The organism is Roseovarius marisflavi (genome assembly GCF_900142625.1).
GTDB lineage: Bacteria > Pseudomonadota > Alphaproteobacteria > Rhodobacterales > Rhodobacteraceae > Roseovarius > Roseovarius marisflavi.
Map to the genome: position 1 here is coordinate 211,430 of NZ_FRBN01000003.1, position 14,947 is coordinate 226,376.

18 protein-coding genes are annotated in these 14,947 nt (G+C 59.9%); 7 read left to right on the forward strand and 11 right to left on the reverse strand.

Translation table 11 applies throughout. The features are described 5' to 3' along the window. The first annotated feature begins 48 nt into the window (after nt 1-48). From BUB78_RS04865 to BUB78_RS04875, 3 genes are all read left to right on the forward strand, one after another. The gene (locus BUB78_RS04865; RefSeq protein WP_073195590.1) at nt 49-450 is read left to right on the forward strand and encodes a helix-turn-helix domain-containing protein; all 402 of its coding nucleotides are present in this window, start codon (nt 49-51) and stop codon (nt 448-450) included. After that, on the forward strand, nt 443-706 hold the full coding sequence (locus BUB78_RS04870) for an FAD assembly factor SdhE (protein WP_073195592.1): 264 nt from the start codon (nt 443-445) through the stop codon (nt 704-706). The genes BUB78_RS04865 and BUB78_RS04870 overlap by 8 nt, the downstream gene beginning before the upstream one ends. Nucleotides 707-797: 91 nt before the next feature. Continuing rightward, nucleotides 798-1,298: a MarR family winged helix-turn-helix transcriptional regulator gene (locus BUB78_RS04875; RefSeq protein ID WP_073195771.1), complete on the forward strand. Its 501-nt coding sequence runs from the start codon at nt 798-800 to the stop codon at nt 1,296-1,298. On the opposite strand, the gene BUB78_RS04880 is transcribed toward BUB78_RS04875, so the two are convergent. From BUB78_RS04880 to BUB78_RS20245, 4 genes are all read right to left on the reverse strand, one after another. Next, nucleotides 1,292-1,993, reverse strand: coding sequence for a DUF1194 domain-containing protein (locus BUB78_RS04880; protein ID WP_245813357.1), 702 nt, complete (start codon nt 1,991-1,993; stop codon nt 1,292-1,294). The two genes, BUB78_RS04875 and BUB78_RS04880, sit on opposite strands and share 7 nt — an antisense overlap. After that, entirely contained in the window at nt 1,987-2,415 is a 429-nt protein-coding gene (locus tag BUB78_RS04885; protein ID WP_073195773.1) for a VOC family protein, read from the reverse strand. The genes BUB78_RS04880 and BUB78_RS04885 overlap by 7 nt, the downstream gene beginning before the upstream one ends. A gap of 92 nt (nt 2,416-2,507) precedes the next feature. Then, a complete protein-coding gene (locus BUB78_RS04890; RefSeq protein WP_139279251.1) occupies nt 2,508-3,878 on the reverse strand; it encodes a hypothetical protein in 1,371 nt (456 codons plus the stop codon). Further along, nucleotides 3,865-4,887 (reverse strand): hypothetical protein, encoded by a 1,023-nt coding sequence (locus BUB78_RS20245; protein WP_073195596.1) that lies wholly within the window; start codon nt 4,885-4,887, stop codon nt 3,865-3,867. Before BUB78_RS20245 ends, BUB78_RS04890 begins: the two co-directional genes overlap by 14 nt. A 207-nt stretch (nt 4,888-5,094) precedes the next feature. Here BUB78_RS20245 and thyX point away from each other — a divergent pair, with 207 nt between their 5' ends. From thyX to BUB78_RS04910, 3 genes are all read left to right on the forward strand, one after another. Further along, nucleotides 5,095-6,000, forward strand: a complete 906-nt coding sequence (thyX, locus tag BUB78_RS04900; RefSeq protein ID WP_073195778.1) for an FAD-dependent thymidylate synthase — start codon at nt 5,095-5,097, stop codon at nt 5,998-6,000. Continuing rightward, a complete protein-coding gene (locus tag BUB78_RS04905; protein WP_073195598.1) occupies nt 5,997-7,610 on the forward strand; it encodes a DUF262 domain-containing protein in 1,614 nt (537 codons plus the stop codon). The genes thyX and BUB78_RS04905 overlap by 4 nt, the downstream gene beginning before the upstream one ends. 206 nt (nt 7,611-7,816) lie before the next feature. After that, nucleotides 7,817-8,215, forward strand: coding sequence for a DUF2177 family protein (locus BUB78_RS04910; RefSeq protein ID WP_073195600.1), 399 nt, complete (start codon nt 7,817-7,819; stop codon nt 8,213-8,215). A gap of 9 nt (nt 8,216-8,224) precedes the next feature. On the opposite strand, the gene dtd is transcribed toward BUB78_RS04910, so the two are convergent. After that, nucleotides 8,225-8,662 carry a D-aminoacyl-tRNA deacylase gene (dtd, locus tag BUB78_RS04915; protein ID WP_073195602.1) on the reverse strand — a complete coding sequence of 146 codons (438 nt, stop codon included), beginning with the start codon at nt 8,660-8,662 and terminating at the stop codon, nt 8,225-8,227. 97 nt (nt 8,663-8,759) lie between these two features. Here dtd and BUB78_RS04920 point away from each other — a divergent pair, with 97 nt between their 5' ends. Continuing rightward, on the forward strand, nt 8,760-9,176 hold the full coding sequence (locus tag BUB78_RS04920; protein WP_073195604.1) for an Hsp20/alpha crystallin family protein: 417 nt from the start codon (nt 8,760-8,762) through the stop codon (nt 9,174-9,176). Between the two features lie 6 nt (nt 9,177-9,182). On the opposite strand, the gene BUB78_RS04925 is transcribed toward BUB78_RS04920, so the two are convergent. From BUB78_RS04925 to BUB78_RS04950, 6 genes are all read right to left on the reverse strand, one after another. Next, a complete protein-coding gene (locus BUB78_RS04925; protein WP_073195606.1) occupies nt 9,183-9,857 on the reverse strand; it encodes a nitroreductase in 675 nt (224 codons plus the stop codon). Further along, nucleotides 9,854-10,897, reverse strand: coding sequence for a trans-3-hydroxy-L-proline dehydratase (locus BUB78_RS04930; protein WP_073195607.1), 1,044 nt, complete (start codon nt 10,895-10,897; stop codon nt 9,854-9,856). Before BUB78_RS04930 ends, BUB78_RS04925 begins: the two co-directional genes overlap by 4 nt. A gap of 3 nt (nt 10,898-10,900) precedes the next feature. After that, nucleotides 10,901-11,995 carry a TFIIB-type zinc ribbon-containing protein gene (locus BUB78_RS04935; RefSeq protein ID WP_073195609.1) on the reverse strand — a complete coding sequence of 365 codons (1,095 nt, stop codon included), beginning with the start codon at nt 11,993-11,995 and terminating at the stop codon, nt 10,901-10,903. Between the two features lie 8 nt (nt 11,996-12,003). Continuing rightward, the gene (locus BUB78_RS04940) at nt 12,004-12,408 is read right to left on the reverse strand and encodes a RidA family protein (protein WP_073195612.1); all 405 of its coding nucleotides are present in this window, start codon (nt 12,406-12,408) and stop codon (nt 12,004-12,006) included. A 79-nt stretch (nt 12,409-12,487) separates the two neighbouring features. After that, nucleotides 12,488-13,612, reverse strand: coding sequence for an SPFH domain-containing protein (locus BUB78_RS04945; protein ID WP_073195614.1), 1,125 nt, complete (start codon nt 13,610-13,612; stop codon nt 12,488-12,490). A 5-nt stretch (nt 13,613-13,617) separates the two neighbouring features. Next, on the reverse strand, nt 13,618-14,928 hold the full coding sequence (locus BUB78_RS04950; protein WP_073195617.1) for an NADH:flavin oxidoreductase/NADH oxidase family protein: 1,311 nt from the start codon (nt 14,926-14,928) through the stop codon (nt 13,618-13,620). Between the last annotated feature and the right edge of the window lie 19 nt (nt 14,929-14,947).

The following is a 14,947-nucleotide window of genomic DNA, read 5'->3' on the forward strand; positions in this document are numbered from 1 at the left end:
AGGTTGCACCAAAAGGTTGATCAAGCACGATCACTGGAAAGGAACATCATGACGACTGAGACGAACGACGGCTGGTTCGACCCTGACGCAACGACATTTGGCGACCGTGTTGCGGGCGCGCGCGAGCGTGCGGGCATGACCCAGGCCGAGATGGCCAAGCGCCTTGGTGTCAAGCTCAAGACCCTCAAGGGCTGGGAAGACGACCTGTCAGAGCCGCGCGCCAACAAGCTTTCGATGATGGCGGGGCTGTTGAATGTCTCGCTGCTGTGGCTGCTGTCGGGCGAGGGCGAAGGCCCCGATGGGCCCTCTGCCGGCGATCTTTCGCCCGATATCAACGAAATGCTGACCGAGATTCGCGATATTCGCGCCCAGCTTAGTCTTTCGACCGATCGCCTCGGGCGTCTTGAGAAAAACCTGCGCTCGAAACTGCGGGAAGAAGCGGGTGAGTGAACTCCCCGAGCATCGCCTCAAGCGGCTTCGCATGCGATCCATGCGGCGTGGCATCAAGGAAATGGACATTATCCTGACCCGCTATGCCGAGGTTCGGCTTGCGGCGATGGATGGTGGCCAACTTGATGAATTTGAAGCACTTTTAGACGAGAACGACCAGGATTTGTATCAGTGGGTCACCGGGCAGATGCCCCCGCCCGCGCCCTTTGCCGGGCTGGTCGGGGATATCGCCGAGATCGCCTGTTGTGGAAAGTAGATCGCATTTTAGCAGCTATTGTCGTGGTTTAACCGATTGTTGGGCATTTTAGGTCAGTTTCCAATCCGAGCAGTATCGCACGGAGATGGATATGAGTTTTCACAGCCCCCTGAACGCCCCAACCGACCACAAGGCCTTTATCGCCGATTACCTCGACGCGCTGTCATTGGTCGAGCGCCTGCATCGCTTGTTGCTTGATGTGATCAAGGACGAGTTCGAACGTGTTGGCGTTCTTGAGATCAACGCGGTTCAGGCGCTGTTGTTGTTCAATATCGGCGACAATGAGGTGACCGCCGGCGAGCTTAAGACGCGCGGATATTACCAGGGCAGCAATGTCAGCTATAACCTCAAGAAGCTGGTCGAGATGGGCTATATGCATCATCAGCGCTGCGAGGTGGATCGCCGCTCAGTTCGGGTACGCCTGACGGAAAAGGGCCGCAATATCCGCGATGTGGTCTCTGGACTGTTTGAACGCCACGCCGAAGGGCTTGAGGGGCGCGGGGTGCTTGGTCCTGACGGGCTTGATCAGATTGCCACTTCGCTGCGGCGGGTCGAGAGATACTGGACCGATCAGATCCGCTATATTTACTGAGGCAGGGCAGACGGGGCAGGGGCCAATGCGCCCAGAACGATATCGTTGATCTCGCGGTAAAGCTTGCGCGTCATGGCGGATTGGAAATCTTCAAAGCCCTGCGCGACCTCGGCAAAGGCGCGGGGGCCGCGCACCACGTGACGCTGGTAGTAGCTTAGAACTTCTGGATCATGGCCGACAATTACAAGCCCGTTGACCGTGATGCCATCCAGCGGAAAATGGCGATAGGCAAGATCGGGGCCAAAGCCTTGGTTGTTGATGCCGTCGCCGGAGATGTCGATCACCCGGCGGTTACATTTCGGCGCGCGTGCCATCACCTGTGCGCCGTATCCCAGCCCCGCACCAAGCGCGGTGGGATAGTCGCTGGTGCTGCGGGTCATGGCGGTCAGAATGCCAACCGCATCGGTGATATCGGCGTGACTGCGCAGCACGGTCCAGTCGAGATGCACTTTTTGCTGATAGTTGCCGCTCCATTCATAGACGCTGAGCGCGACATCGCCGGGGGCGCCCTGCAGGATTGCATGGCGCACGTCGGGCGCATCAAGCGCGGCGGCAAGCCCGACCCGTTGCAGATCATATTCGCCGGTATCCACCGACGAGGACACATCCAGCGCCAGAACCAGCGCCAGACGGCAGGTGGCGAGTGCCGGTCCCGCCGCCATCAGCGCCAGAAAAAGGGCCGCGAGCCTTACCAATGGCCGATATTTTCCATGCTGGCCCAGGGCTCTGCCGGGGCAAGCGCCGCGCCCTCTTGCAGCAATTCCACCGAGATATTGTCGGGGCTGCGCACAAAGGCCATGCGCCCGTCGCGCGGCGGGCGGTTGATCACCACGCCATTGTCGCGCAAATGCTGGCACATCTCGTAGATATTGCCGACCGAATAGGCCAGATGGCCAAAGGTGCGGCTGTCATCGGGCAGCGCGTCGTCGCCATCCCAGTTATATGTCAACTCAATCGGGCATTCCTCTTGGCCCTCGGGGGCCATGAACAGGAGGGTAAATCGCCCGCCCTCATTGTCCCAGCGGCGGGTCTCTTTCAGGCCAAGCAGGCTATAGAACGCGACCGAGGCCTCAAGGTCTTTGACCCGAACCATCGTGTGCAGATATCTCACGCGCATCATCTTCCTCCGATCATTTCCGTTTGGATCGAAGGATAGTGGTGCTTGCGCGCATGTCGAGGGCAAACCGCCAATCGCCGCTCCTGTAGGCCTCAAAACTCCGAGCGGATACCCAAAGTGACCGAGGTTTCCGCCACGTCGAACCGGCTGATATTCGAGCTGCTTTTTTCCGATGTGACCGAAACCGTCGGCACAAAGCCCATATACCCGATGTCCTTGAACGTGGCAGTGACGCCGCCAAAGACCGACTCGTCCTTGCGCCCGCCGGGGACGTTGATGAATCCGACACGGTACTGGCTGAAGTCGAGCGTGCTGGCCCCGAGGGAAAGCTCCATCATGGCTGGCCCGATGGCGCGACCCATCTGATAGCTCGCAATTCCGGTCCATTGGTGCGAGGCGCGGTTGACCCCGGCGCTGTCGGTATCGCGGTACTGAACGCGCAGACCAAGCCGTCCGCCATCTGAAAACCCCAGGCCGATGGCCGCAAACCCGCCCAGGAGGGTGGCGTCGGCGCCGCGGTTTGCCTCATCCTGCTGTTCTTCGGCATTGGCACCAAAACTGAGCATGACCCGGTCGGCCAACCGCTGATGACGTTCGACACCAAGCCTGGCAAAATCATAGAGAGGGTCCCCGCCATACCAGACACGGCCACCATCCAGATCGAATTTCCACGTCACCGCCTCGCTTGACCCGCGCTGGTATTGGCTTAGGCCGAATTCGACGGTGGTAGAAGACAGATCGCTGCCGCTCAGGCCCGCCACCGGATCGGATATGTCAATGCGACGGGCATTTAACCGTGCCTTGAGCCGCGTTTCGCGCCCCGTACTAGCCGCCACCCGATAAGAGCTGCGGAATTGCGCCGTGGTGATCACCCCCGAAAGCGCCTGCGCACTCGGGCTGAGGGTTCCGACCACCGGCACACCGTCGATCACGTTCAGCGGGCTGCTGGAGCCGTTGTTCACATTATCCGAGGGGGTGACCGAAAGGCGGAAATCAAACCTTAGCGGATTACGCGCCCGCACCCGCTGAAAAGCACTGATTGTTTCGGCGCGCGCAACGTCATTTGGCGCATGATCCACCGCACGCCGCAGCCAGAACTGCGATCCGGTGAGGCGCTGATCGGCAAAGGAGACCTGCGCCGCGAGATTGGCTGCCTGATAGCGCTGACCGTCGTTTTCGGCATGCCAATAGGCTTTGGCCGCCTTTTTCTCTGCGGCGCCGTATGCCTTTACCTGGGCAAGGGCCAGCGCCTGGAAGTAATGCGCACGCGGGTTTTTGGAGTCGGCCACAAGGAGACCTTTGCTCAGGTCATAGGCCAGTTTGGGCCGGTTCTCGACCAAAGCCTGACCCGCGAGGGCATCGGCCTCTGCGAGGCCGATTTGCACGGTCTCGGCAGAGGCGACCACGCCCGAGAAAAGTGCAAGGCAGGCCCCAAGGAGAATGCGGGCGTTACGGTGTACCAATTGTCGGATTGACGCTTGCGCAGATTGGCGAAGAAACAGCCTGACCGCATTGATCAAGAACGAAAATCCCTGTTTCCAGTTCATTTTCAAAGCCGAGCGGGTCACCTACCCCATCGAAATCGGTGAGGTTGATGGCTCCCGCGACACCGTCGGCGCCGGGCCCACCAAATACTCCGCCATATGAGCCGTTCGGTGTCGGGACGTCAGCCGCCGATCTGGGATCTCTGAGATCGTACTCGACTGTTCCATTGAACGTTCCGTTGGCGGCAATCTCGCTGGCCACCAGCACCAGGGACGGCAATTCTTGTCCGCTCTCGGCTATGGATCGCCCGAAAATGTTGCCCTCTACGCTGTTGTCGGCAAAGTCCGCATTGAGAAAGACCTGGCCGGTCACCGTTCGCGAAATTTGTGAAACCAGCAATTCGTCCGGAGTCCCTGCCGGGACCGGCAAAAGATCGGAGCCAGTCGTGGAGCCACGGTTGGTCACGCCGACATAGGACCCCGCATAGCTTACCAGGCCGGTTGTTGAGGTGACATCAGGCGGAGTATAATCTCCATCTCTTTCGAAGAAAGTACCTGCAAAAAAGCGGTTGCGTGGGCCAGAGCTTCCGACAACGCCAGCGCGAACAGAGCCACTATTATTAGATTGTGCCGCAAAAGCGGTGAAATGGCGATCAAGCGGGTCGTCTTGTGCAGTGAACGCCAGATATCCGGGTTGATCCAGACCCGGACGTCGCCTGTATGTCGCCGTTACAGGCACTTCATCCAGATTCAATCCGTCGATGGATAATGTTTGTGTCCCGGGATCGAAAGATATGGACTGAACGTTTCCAGCAAGCACCGCGCTCACGGTCACCGGGGTGGTCGTGGTTACTGGCGCGTCGGGATCGGTTACTGTACCCGTACCCGTGCCCGTATCCGTACCTGATTGCCCCTCAAACGGATTTGATCCGCTGCCACAGCCGCCCAAGAGGGCAGCAGCCGCAAGGCTTGCCACGAGATGTTTCATGATGAGACTGCCCTCAATGTGATCGTTTGTTGTTCTTTTTCATGAAACTCGGAGGTTTCGGCGCCAAAGTCAATCTTTGATGCGATCCATGGTTGCGGAAAATATACGACTGTGGCCGTCACACATATACCCGATATTGGCTTCCCACAGGGGGCATCCGCAAGATATAGTGGTCTCCGACTCATTCTAGTGATGGAAGGCCACAGCATGCCCCTTAGCAAAGACCAGCAGGCAGAAATTGATGCCCAACGCGCCACGTCTCAGTCCACCCTGCGCGCCACCGCGCCGGGGATGGAAAAGCACCTTTATACCGCCCATCCGGTGCTTGATCATGGCTTCGTGCGGGTGATTGATTACATGGGCGACGACAATGCCATCACCCAGGCGGCGCGTGTCTCTTACGGCAAGGGCACCAAATCGGTGCAGAATGACGAGGGCCTCATTCGCTATCTCATGAGGCACTGGCACTCGACCCCCTTCGAGATGTGCGAGATCAAGCTGCACGTCAAACTGCCGGTTTTTGTCGCGCGCCAGTGGATCCGCCATCGCACCGCCAATGTGAACGAGTATTCCGCCCGCTATTCGATCCTCGATCGCGAGTTCTATATTCCGGCGCCCGATGCGTTGAACGCGCAATCGGTGATCAACAATCAGGGCCGGGGCGAGGCGTTGTCGGGGGAAGAGGCGCAGCGCGTGCTGAAGTACCTGACCGATGACGCGATGCGCTGCTATGACCACTACGAAGAGATGATTTCGGACGAGGGCCAACAGGGCCTTGCCCGCGAATTGGCCCGCATGAACCTTCCGGCGAATATCTATACGCAATGGTACTGGAAGGTCGATCTGCACAACCTGTTGCACTTCCTGCGCCTGCGCGCCGACGCCCACGCCCAATACGAAATCCGCGTCTACGCCGACGCCATCTGCAAGATCACCGCCGACTGGGTGCCCTATGCCTATAAGGCCTTCGAGGATTACCGCATGGGTGGCGCTAATTTGTCCGCCACCGCCCTTGATTGTGTCCGCCGGATGTTGAAGGGTGAGGCCGTGACGCAGGAAACCTCCGGCATGAGCAAGGGGGAATGGCGGGAGTTTGAGGGGGTGATTGGGTGAGTGAACTTGTTGAACATATCAGAGGACGGCTAAATACCGACGCACTCGAAATAAAAGATATTATAACTGACATCGACCGCGGTGAAATTAAGGTTCCAAAATTTCAACGTCCATTCGTGTGGCAGCCTCAGCAAGCGCTTGAACTTATCGATAGTATCGCACGAGGATATCCAGTCGGAAGTCTTTTGCTATGGCGTACGTCAGAGAAACTCAAAGCAGAGCGGAATATTGGTCAGTTTAAACTGCCTGAAACTGACGAAATGACGCCAACCAAATATGTTCTTGACGGACAACAACGGCTTACAGTCATGTATGCATCGCTGGGAGCAGCTCTAAATGGATCAGGCTTCAATCCATTTTATGACCTAAGGCGACAAACGTTTTTGGTCGGCACCACGAAAACATCAGCAAAACACCTGTTTCCATTGCGGCTAACTTACAAAACTACCGAATTACTAAACTTCAGAACCGAAATTCAGAGTGAATCTGATAAGGAACCTCTACAGGCAAGGTTAGATGCACTCATTTCAGCTTTGACTGGCTACCGAGTTCCAGTTGTGGAGTTGCGCGATTTAACGGTCGAAGAAGTTTGCCCAATATTCGAGCGAATCAATAGCTCCGGGACAAAATTGAGTACCTTTGATCTGATTGCGGCAGCAACTTGGACAACGGAGTTCGACCTTGCAGATCAAGCAGAAGAAATTTCTGAAGCTATTGCTCCGAAAGGATTTTCTGGGATTACCAACGAAACAATTCTAAAGTGCATCGCGGCAACTCTATTAGGTAGCATCAAGAAGGATGACATTCTTGGGATGCGAAAAATTGAGAAGTCTAGAATTGAAGAAGCGACGGAGAGTGTAAAGGTAGCGCTTCGGCGTGCGGTAGATTACCTTTCTAGGGAGTTTGGTATTCAAGCAATGGCATTTCTGCCCTACGAGGCACATCTTATTTGCTTAACAAGTCTTTTTAAAGATCGAGAAGCGTTGTCCAGTGATGAGAACCGGCGGGTGCGCCAGTGGTTCTGGCGAACAAGCTTTGCACAATATTTTAGAGGGGCTTCAGAAACTTTTGTTTCGAACGAGATAAGGGAGTTTCGGGCTTGGGCTTTGGATGGTGAGATTCTTATAGAGAGATTTGGGGTGATCCCGAACGCTCCAGTTATCAAGGCGACGGATTTTCATTTCCGAGCCGCGATTTCTAAGGCCTATGTCATAGCATTGGCCAAGTTAAATCCACGCAACATTACGAATGGTCAGCATATTGACCTTAGTGCTGCTCTTTCTTCTTACAACAACAAGCAATTCCATCATATATTTCCTCAAGCTCATCTGAAAAGACTGGAATACAGGGATAAGATAAATTCCTTCGCAAACATCTGTATGTTAGCGGCAGGGGAGAACAATGCACTTTCGGATGAAGATCCCAACTCATATCTTCCCAGATCCATCCGACGGCATGGTGACAGTGCTGACGCAATTCTGGCATGCAACATGATGCCCCCAAGCGATAGTGTCGATTATTCGTCAATGGAGTACGCCGATTTCTTGGACGTTCGATCAAGAATTCTTGCTGAGTATTTTGCTCGCTTGTGTGTTGACAAGCCATCATAGCGGCGTGGTGCTTTTAAACGTACATCGCGTGGATTGCACCCACCCTACACATATCCCGTCCGGCGCCGCCTCTTGCCCCCCGGGGCTCCGCCCGTTCGCGGCTGAAATCGTCCCACGGACGATTTCCGGGACGCCGCTCACCCTAAAACCCATCCAATCCCCGGCCCCCTGCGTACCCCGTCTAAACCCCCAAACAGGCCGGACCCATGCAAACCCTGATCCTTTACCTTGTCACCGCGCTCGTCTTTCTTGGGCTTGATGCCATCATGCTCAAGACCGTGATGCGCCCGCTGTTTGAGGGGCATATCGGCGATATGCTCGCGACCGAGCTGCGCCTTGTGCCCGCCGCGCTGTTCTATCTGGCCTATGTGGCGGGGGTGTTGTGGTTCGTGTCGTTTCCCGCCCTGCGCGAGGGCGCGCCGCTGACCGCGCTTTTGGCCGGGGCGGCCCTGGGCGCGATGGCCTATGGCACCTATGAGTTCACCAATTACGCCACCCTGCGCGACTGGCACTGGCAGATGGTGCTGGTCGATGTCACATGGGGCGCGGTTCTGACCGGGGTGTCGGCCTGTGCCGGGGTGATCGCGGCGCGCGCCCTCGGCTAGAATTCTGGGCTAGCTTTCGAGCCAGAGGGTGACGGGGCCGTCATTGATCAGGCTGACCTTCATGTCGGCGCCAAACCTGCCGGTTTGGGTGGCGATGCCATTGGCGGCGATTTGGCTCGCGAAATACTCATAGAGGTGGCGGCCATCGTCCGGCGCGGCGGCGGCGGAAAAGCCGGGGCGGTTGCCGCGGCTGGTATCGGCGGCCAGCGTGAACTGGCTGATCACCAGAGCAGAGCCGCCGGTATCGAGGATCGAGCGGTTCATTTTCCCCGCCTCATCCGTGAAGATGCGCAATTTGGCGATCTTGCCGGCAAGCCGGTCTGCATCGGCCTCGCTGTCGCCCTGCATGGCGCAGATCAGGATCAAAAGGCCGGGGCCGCATTGACCGATGACGCAATTATCAACGGCGACGCTGGCCTCTGAGACCCGTTGCAATAGCGCGCGCATGGATCGGCTCCTCTCTTGCGATTGACCCGCGTCAATGCGGCGATGACGACTATAGGCTAGAAGTCGGGCTGAATTCAACACACAGGAGGACTTTGAAATGGTTGAGAAAACTCAGGCATCAGGGTTGTGGCCGCAATTTTACGAACCACTGCGTAATTTCGGCACGCGGATGGCGAATTGGCTGGCACCGGCCTCGGATGCATCGTCGGACGATGACGCCTATCGGATCAGCATGGAACTGCCCGGTGTCGCGGAGGAGGATATCGATCTGTCTGTGCATGATGGTTTCGTGACCGTCAAAGGCGAGAAAAGCGAGCAGCGCGAGGATTCCGGTGACACCTGGTATTTCAGCGAGCGTCAATACGGCGCTTTCAGCCGCTCGTTCCGTCTGCCTGCTGATGCCGATGGGGACAAGGTCGAGGCGCACCTCAAGGATGGTGTGCTGAATGTGACCGTGCCCCGGCGCAGCGGTGACAGCGCGCAGGGCCGCAAGGTCGAGATCAAGCGCGGGTAATGCCGCTTAGCCGCGCGGATCGTAGATGTCGTCCAGCGCCGCGCGGCTGGTACGAAAGGCGTTGGCCGGATGATTGGTGTCGGGCCAGCCAAAGGAGATCGCGCAGAGGATCAACCGGCTTTCGGGCAGGTCGAAATGGGCGCGGATCATCGGTGCATAAGCCGCGACCGAGGCCTGTGCGATGCTGCCAAGGCCAAGCGCCGTCGCGGCCAGGGTAAAGGCGGTGATAAAGCCGCCGGTATCCATCGCGCCGTAGGTGCCAAGCGCGGCTTCGGAGTGGATGATCGCCACGTGGGGCGCGCCGAAAAAGTGATAGTTTTGCAGGGATTGCTCGGTCCGGGCGGCGCGATCACTGCGCGCGATGCCCACAGCCTCGTAGAGTTGCAACCCGCATTCAAGACGGCGCGCGCCATGGGCACCGGGATAGCTTTCGGGCCAGGGCAGGTCGGGCGCGGGGTTGTCATGCTCTACCGCCGCAAGCAGGGCGTCGCGAAAGCGCACGGTCTCGGCGCCATGGGTGACGGTGGCCTTCCAGGGCTGTGCGTTACACCACGACGGCGCGCGCCCTGCGGCCATGACGAGGTGTTGAATGGTCGCCTCGGGCACCGGATCGGGGTGAAAGCCACGGCAGGAATAGCGCGCATCAAGCGTCTGGCGCAGGCGGGTGAACTCATCGGTCATTGCGGGGTCTCCTGTGCGCCGGGCCATGTGTCGGACAGGCGATAGCCAAGCGGCCAGGGATCATCGGGATCAAGCATCAGGTTGTGCGTTCCGGTGATCCATGCCTGTCCCGAGATTTCGGGCAGGATCGCGGCGGCGTCGCCAATGGTTTGCGTCTCGACGATCAGCCCGTCAAAGCGGGAGCCGATCAGCGAGGTCGCGCTATAGCGATCACCGACGTCCATCGCCCCGCGCGCATGCAGCAGGGCCATGCGCGCCGACACGGCTGTGCCGGTGGGCGAGCGGTCGATCTTGCCGGGGCGGATCGCCACCGCGTGGCGTGCCACAAGACCGGTCTCTGTGTGTTCGGGCGCGGTGGCAAAGAGGCAGAACGAGATATGGCGCCAATCGGGATTTGTCGGGTGGTGAAAAGCAAGCTGCTCGGTCGCGGCGGCGCTTACGCGGGTGCCAAGTTCGGCCAGATGACGCGCCGCGCCGGGGATAAGGTCAAGCCCGAGGGCCGGGGCATCGACCACCACAAAGCTGTCGCCGCCAAAGGCGGTATCCACCGTGATCGCGCCAAGGCCCGGCACGTCAAGCGTCGCGTCAAGGCGCGCGGCGAAGGAGGGCAGGTTTTGCAGGTGAATGCGGCTGACCCTGCCACCCGAGCATTCGGCACGCACCGCCACAAGGCCGCCGGGTGCCTCAAGCACAAGGTGCGTTTCCGGCTCTGACATCGCAAGGATGCCGGTTTCCAGAAGAACGGTCGCCACGCAGATGGTGTTGGAGCCCGACATTGGCGGGGTGTCGGCCGGTTCCATGATGATGAACCCCATATCGGCGCGCGCATCCACGGGCGGCACCAGAAGGTTCACATGGCGAAACACCCCGCCGCGCGGCTCGTTCAGGACGAACTGGCGCAGGCCATCATCACGCGCGATGAAGCGCGACTTTTCCCACATCGTGTCACCGGGGGGCGGGGCCACGCCGCCGGTGATCACATCGCCCACTTCGCCGCCTGCATGGGCCGATACGATCTGGATGTTGCGGCTTGATCGCATGGCTCAGAACCCTCCCTGGTTGAGAGCCACCACATAGCCCACACCCGCCGCAATAACAGCCCCGATCAGCACCGCAAAGGCGATCTTCCAGGCCGAGTAGGGGCGTTCGCCCTGGACCCGGCCGGTGCGGCCGTTGACCACGAAGCGATAGGTCTTGCCGCGGTATTTATAGGCCGCAAGCCAGACCGGCAGCAGGATATGCTTGAAGGTGACATTGCTCACCTGGGTCTGGATATCGTGGATACGCTGACGATCACCACCGATGTCAAAGCGCACATCGCGCGCGATCACCCGGTCCATTTGGCTGCGCGCCTCGCCAAAGCCGGTCTCAAGCGCGACGGTATAGCCTTCGGCGCGAAACCCGGCGAGATATTCGGGGCGATAAGGCTCAAGCGCGGCCAGATCCCATGGCTCAAGCGCGTCGGTAAAGCGTTTGGGCAAAGAGGTTGAGGCCAGCACAAGCACGTCGTCAAAGAACCGCGCGACCCGCCCAGAGACCGGGCGCCAGCGGACCTTGGCCACCTTCACGTTACGGGTCTTGCCATCACGCACGACACTTTGATTGACGTAATAGACCGTGCCATGTTCGCCGCGATAGGCGGATTTCGTGTCGGCATCAAAGGTCCAGTAGGGCACATAGATGCCCTCCATCGCGCGGCCCTTGCGGGCATAGTCGCGCAGGCCGTTGGGGGCAAACCACAGCTGGCCAAGCCAGTCGGTCATCGCCTTGCGCGCGGTGCCCTCGTCAAGAGCGAACGGCAAAAGGGCGCGCGGCTTGATATGGCGATGGGTGCCGGTGCCGGTGACCACGGGCGAGGCACAGAACGGGCATTCACGGGCATGGGTGGCCTCGTCAAGCTCGACCTGTGCGCCACAGCTTGTGCAGGTGGTGACGCGGGTCTCCTCGATCTCCTGCTCGGGCAGTTGGGCGTTGATCGCGGCCTTGAAATCAAGTTCGCGAATGCCGCCCTGCCACGGGCCGCCGGTGTCTATGGCACAGGTGTCGCCGCAATGATCACAGACCAATTGCCCATGATCGGGATCGAAGCGGTAATCGGCGCCACAGCTTTGACAGGGAAAGCGATGCTCCGCAGTCATTGCCGTGCTCACCCGTTCCAGTTAGCGATGATCGCGTCGGCTTCCAACTCGATCAGCCATTCAGGGTTCACGAAACGATCAACCGCCATGATAGTGTCGACCGGCCGGACATCCGCGAAGTATTCCTTGCGAACATCGATGGCTGCTTTCCAGTTATCGATGTCGGTCAGGATGACGCGTGTGCGCACCACGTCATGCAGGCCCGATCCGGCCTGCTCCAACGCGGCCTTTATGATCTCTATGCATTGGCGGGTCTGCATCGCGACGTCTCCGATTCCGACGGTCTTTCCGTCCGCGCCCACCGGTGCCGTGCCGCCGACCGAGATGAACGGGCCGACGCGCACGGCGCGGCTGAACCCGACGATGCGTTCCATCGGGTTGTCGTTGGAAATAAGTTCGCGGTCAAAGGTCATGGCGGGTCTCCGGGTGCAGGGGTGGCTGGGGGCTGTCATCGGTCTTGGATCGCGGCGACCGCGTTCCGCCGCATCAGTTTCAGGCCCCCGGCGGGGGCGGTGGCAGAACGGTGAAGAGCTGCGCAAGCTCGGCCACATCTTCGGCCAGCATCCAGCCATCCTGACCGGGGGTCCAGACATGGGTTTGCCGGGTCAGCTTGCCTTCGCGCGCCATCCGCCCCATCGAGGCCTTGGAAAACGGGCCGCTGGTCTCGCCGCCCTCTGCGATATGCCAGACATGCTCGACCGGCGGCGGTGGCGGCGGGGTTTGCGAGGTTGGCTGAGAGGTCGGACGAGCGCCCCAGGGGCCATCCTTGTCGGCCATCTGCTGGGCCATGGCCATGCCCATCCCCATGCCAAGACCCGCGCCCATGCCTCCCCCCCCGGCCGGGTTATGGGCGGCTGCGGTCATCGCTTCGGCGGTGGAATATTGGGTAAAGCGGTTCAGATCGCCCGCCACCCCCATCGAGGTGCGCTTGTCCAGCGCGTCTTCCACGGCGGGCGGAAGCGAGATGTTCTCGATATAGAACTCTGGGATGCTGAGACCGTAATCGGCCACCACGGCGGAAATCTCGGTTGCCACAAGCTTGCCGAGGTCGCGGGTATTGGCGGCCATGTCAAGCACCGGAATACCCGCCCCGGCGATGATGCGCGAAAACGCCTGTACGATGATGTTGCGGATCTGATCGCTGATCTCGTCCATGGTGAACTCGCCGTCGGTGCCGACGATCTCGGTCAGGAACTTCGCCGCATCGCTGACCCGCACGGTATAGGTGCCAAAGGCCCGGATGCGGGTCGGGCCGAATTCCGGATCGCGCAGCATGATCGGGTTCTTGGTGCCCCATTTGAGGTTGTTGAACCGCGTCGTGTTGACGTAATAGATCTCGGATTTGAACGGCGAGCGAAAGCCGTGATCCCAATGGTTGAGCGTGGTCAGGATCGGCATGTTGTTGGTCTCAAGCATGTAAAGACCGGGGGTGAAGACATCCGCCAACTGCCCCTCATGGACGAACACCGCCGCCTGACCCTCGCGCACGGTAAGCTTGGCGCCGTACTTGATCTCATGCCCCTCGCGCTCGAACCGCCAGACCATCGTGTCACGGGTATCGTCGGTCCAGTGGATGACGTCGATGAACTGGCCTGAGAGGAAATCGAAAATAGACATGTCGGTTACTCCTTGATTGGATCGCGGACCAGCGCCCGGGCTGCGCGTTTTTCGGTTTTGTCATAGGCCAGCAATGCCCGCAGCGCGGACAGGGACAGGTTCGGATCGCGCCCGTCGGCCAGAGCATAGATCTGTTCGAACTGCCATCCAACCGTTGCCCACCCGTTCAGATCGCGCAGCGCCGAGATCGGCGAGGCGGGCCCAAAGAGGCCGGGGCCAAGGGGCTGCGGGGCGTCGAGGCTGTCAAGCCGGTCGCGGGTGCCATCCAGAAGCGCGCGCGCGGCATTGGGATCAAGGATCAGGGGGCGCGCCAGCCCGATCACATCGATCCCGTCGCGGCGCAATGCGCTGGCCATTGCCTCGGCGCTGCGAAAACCGCCGGTGACCATGATCGGCAGGTCGGCAGAGGCGGCGCGCAGTTTGGGCACGAAATTCAGGAAATACGCCTCGCGCGCCATGGTGCTGGCGCGTCTGGTGCTTGCCAGAGGGTCCTTGCGCTCAAAATCGAACATCCGGGGCTGTTCATAATTGCCGCCCGACACCTCGAGCAAATCACAGCCCGCCGCGGCCAGCCAGGCGGCGACGCGCGCACTGTCTTCTTCGGAAAAGCCGCCCGTTTGAAAGTCGGCTGAGTTGAGCTTGACCGACAGGATGAACGGGGCCGGGCAGGTGGCGCGCACCTGTTTGACGACATCAAGCAGAAATCGCGCCCGACCGGGCAGATCGCCGCCCCAGCCATCGCGGCGCCGGTTCGAGAGCGGCGACAAAAACTGGCTGATCAGATAGCCATGCGCGGCGTGGATCTGAACCCCGTCAAAGCCGGTGTCGCGGGCGACTTGGGCAGCGTTCACAAAGCCTGCGATGGCGGCGTCTATCTGCGCCTCGCTCATCGGAATGGGGATGCCAAAGCGCCCCTTGATCGCAAGCGGCACGTTTGAGGGGGCCATGGGCGTGGGGTTGATCATCTTCTGGGTCTGCCGCCCGGCGTGGCTAAGTTGCATGATGACCTTGCTGCCATGCGCCTTGGCGGCACTGGCCATCCGGGCCAGCGCGTCGGTGGCCGCCCTGCCTTGCTGACCTTCTATGGCGATGTTGCCCGCGCGCTCCAGATGCCAGCGATCAATCTGGACGTTGCCGGTTATCAACAGCCCCGCACCGCCCGCCCCCCAGCGGCGATAGAGCGTTTCAAAACGGGCGTTTGCGGTGTTGGTGCCATCCGCCAGCCCCTCGGTCATGGCCGCTTTGGCCAGCCGGTTCGGCAGGATCGCGCCGCAGGGCAGGCTCAGGGGCCGCGACAGGGTTTCGGCGTGGGTCACGAGGCCGGCTATCCTTTCG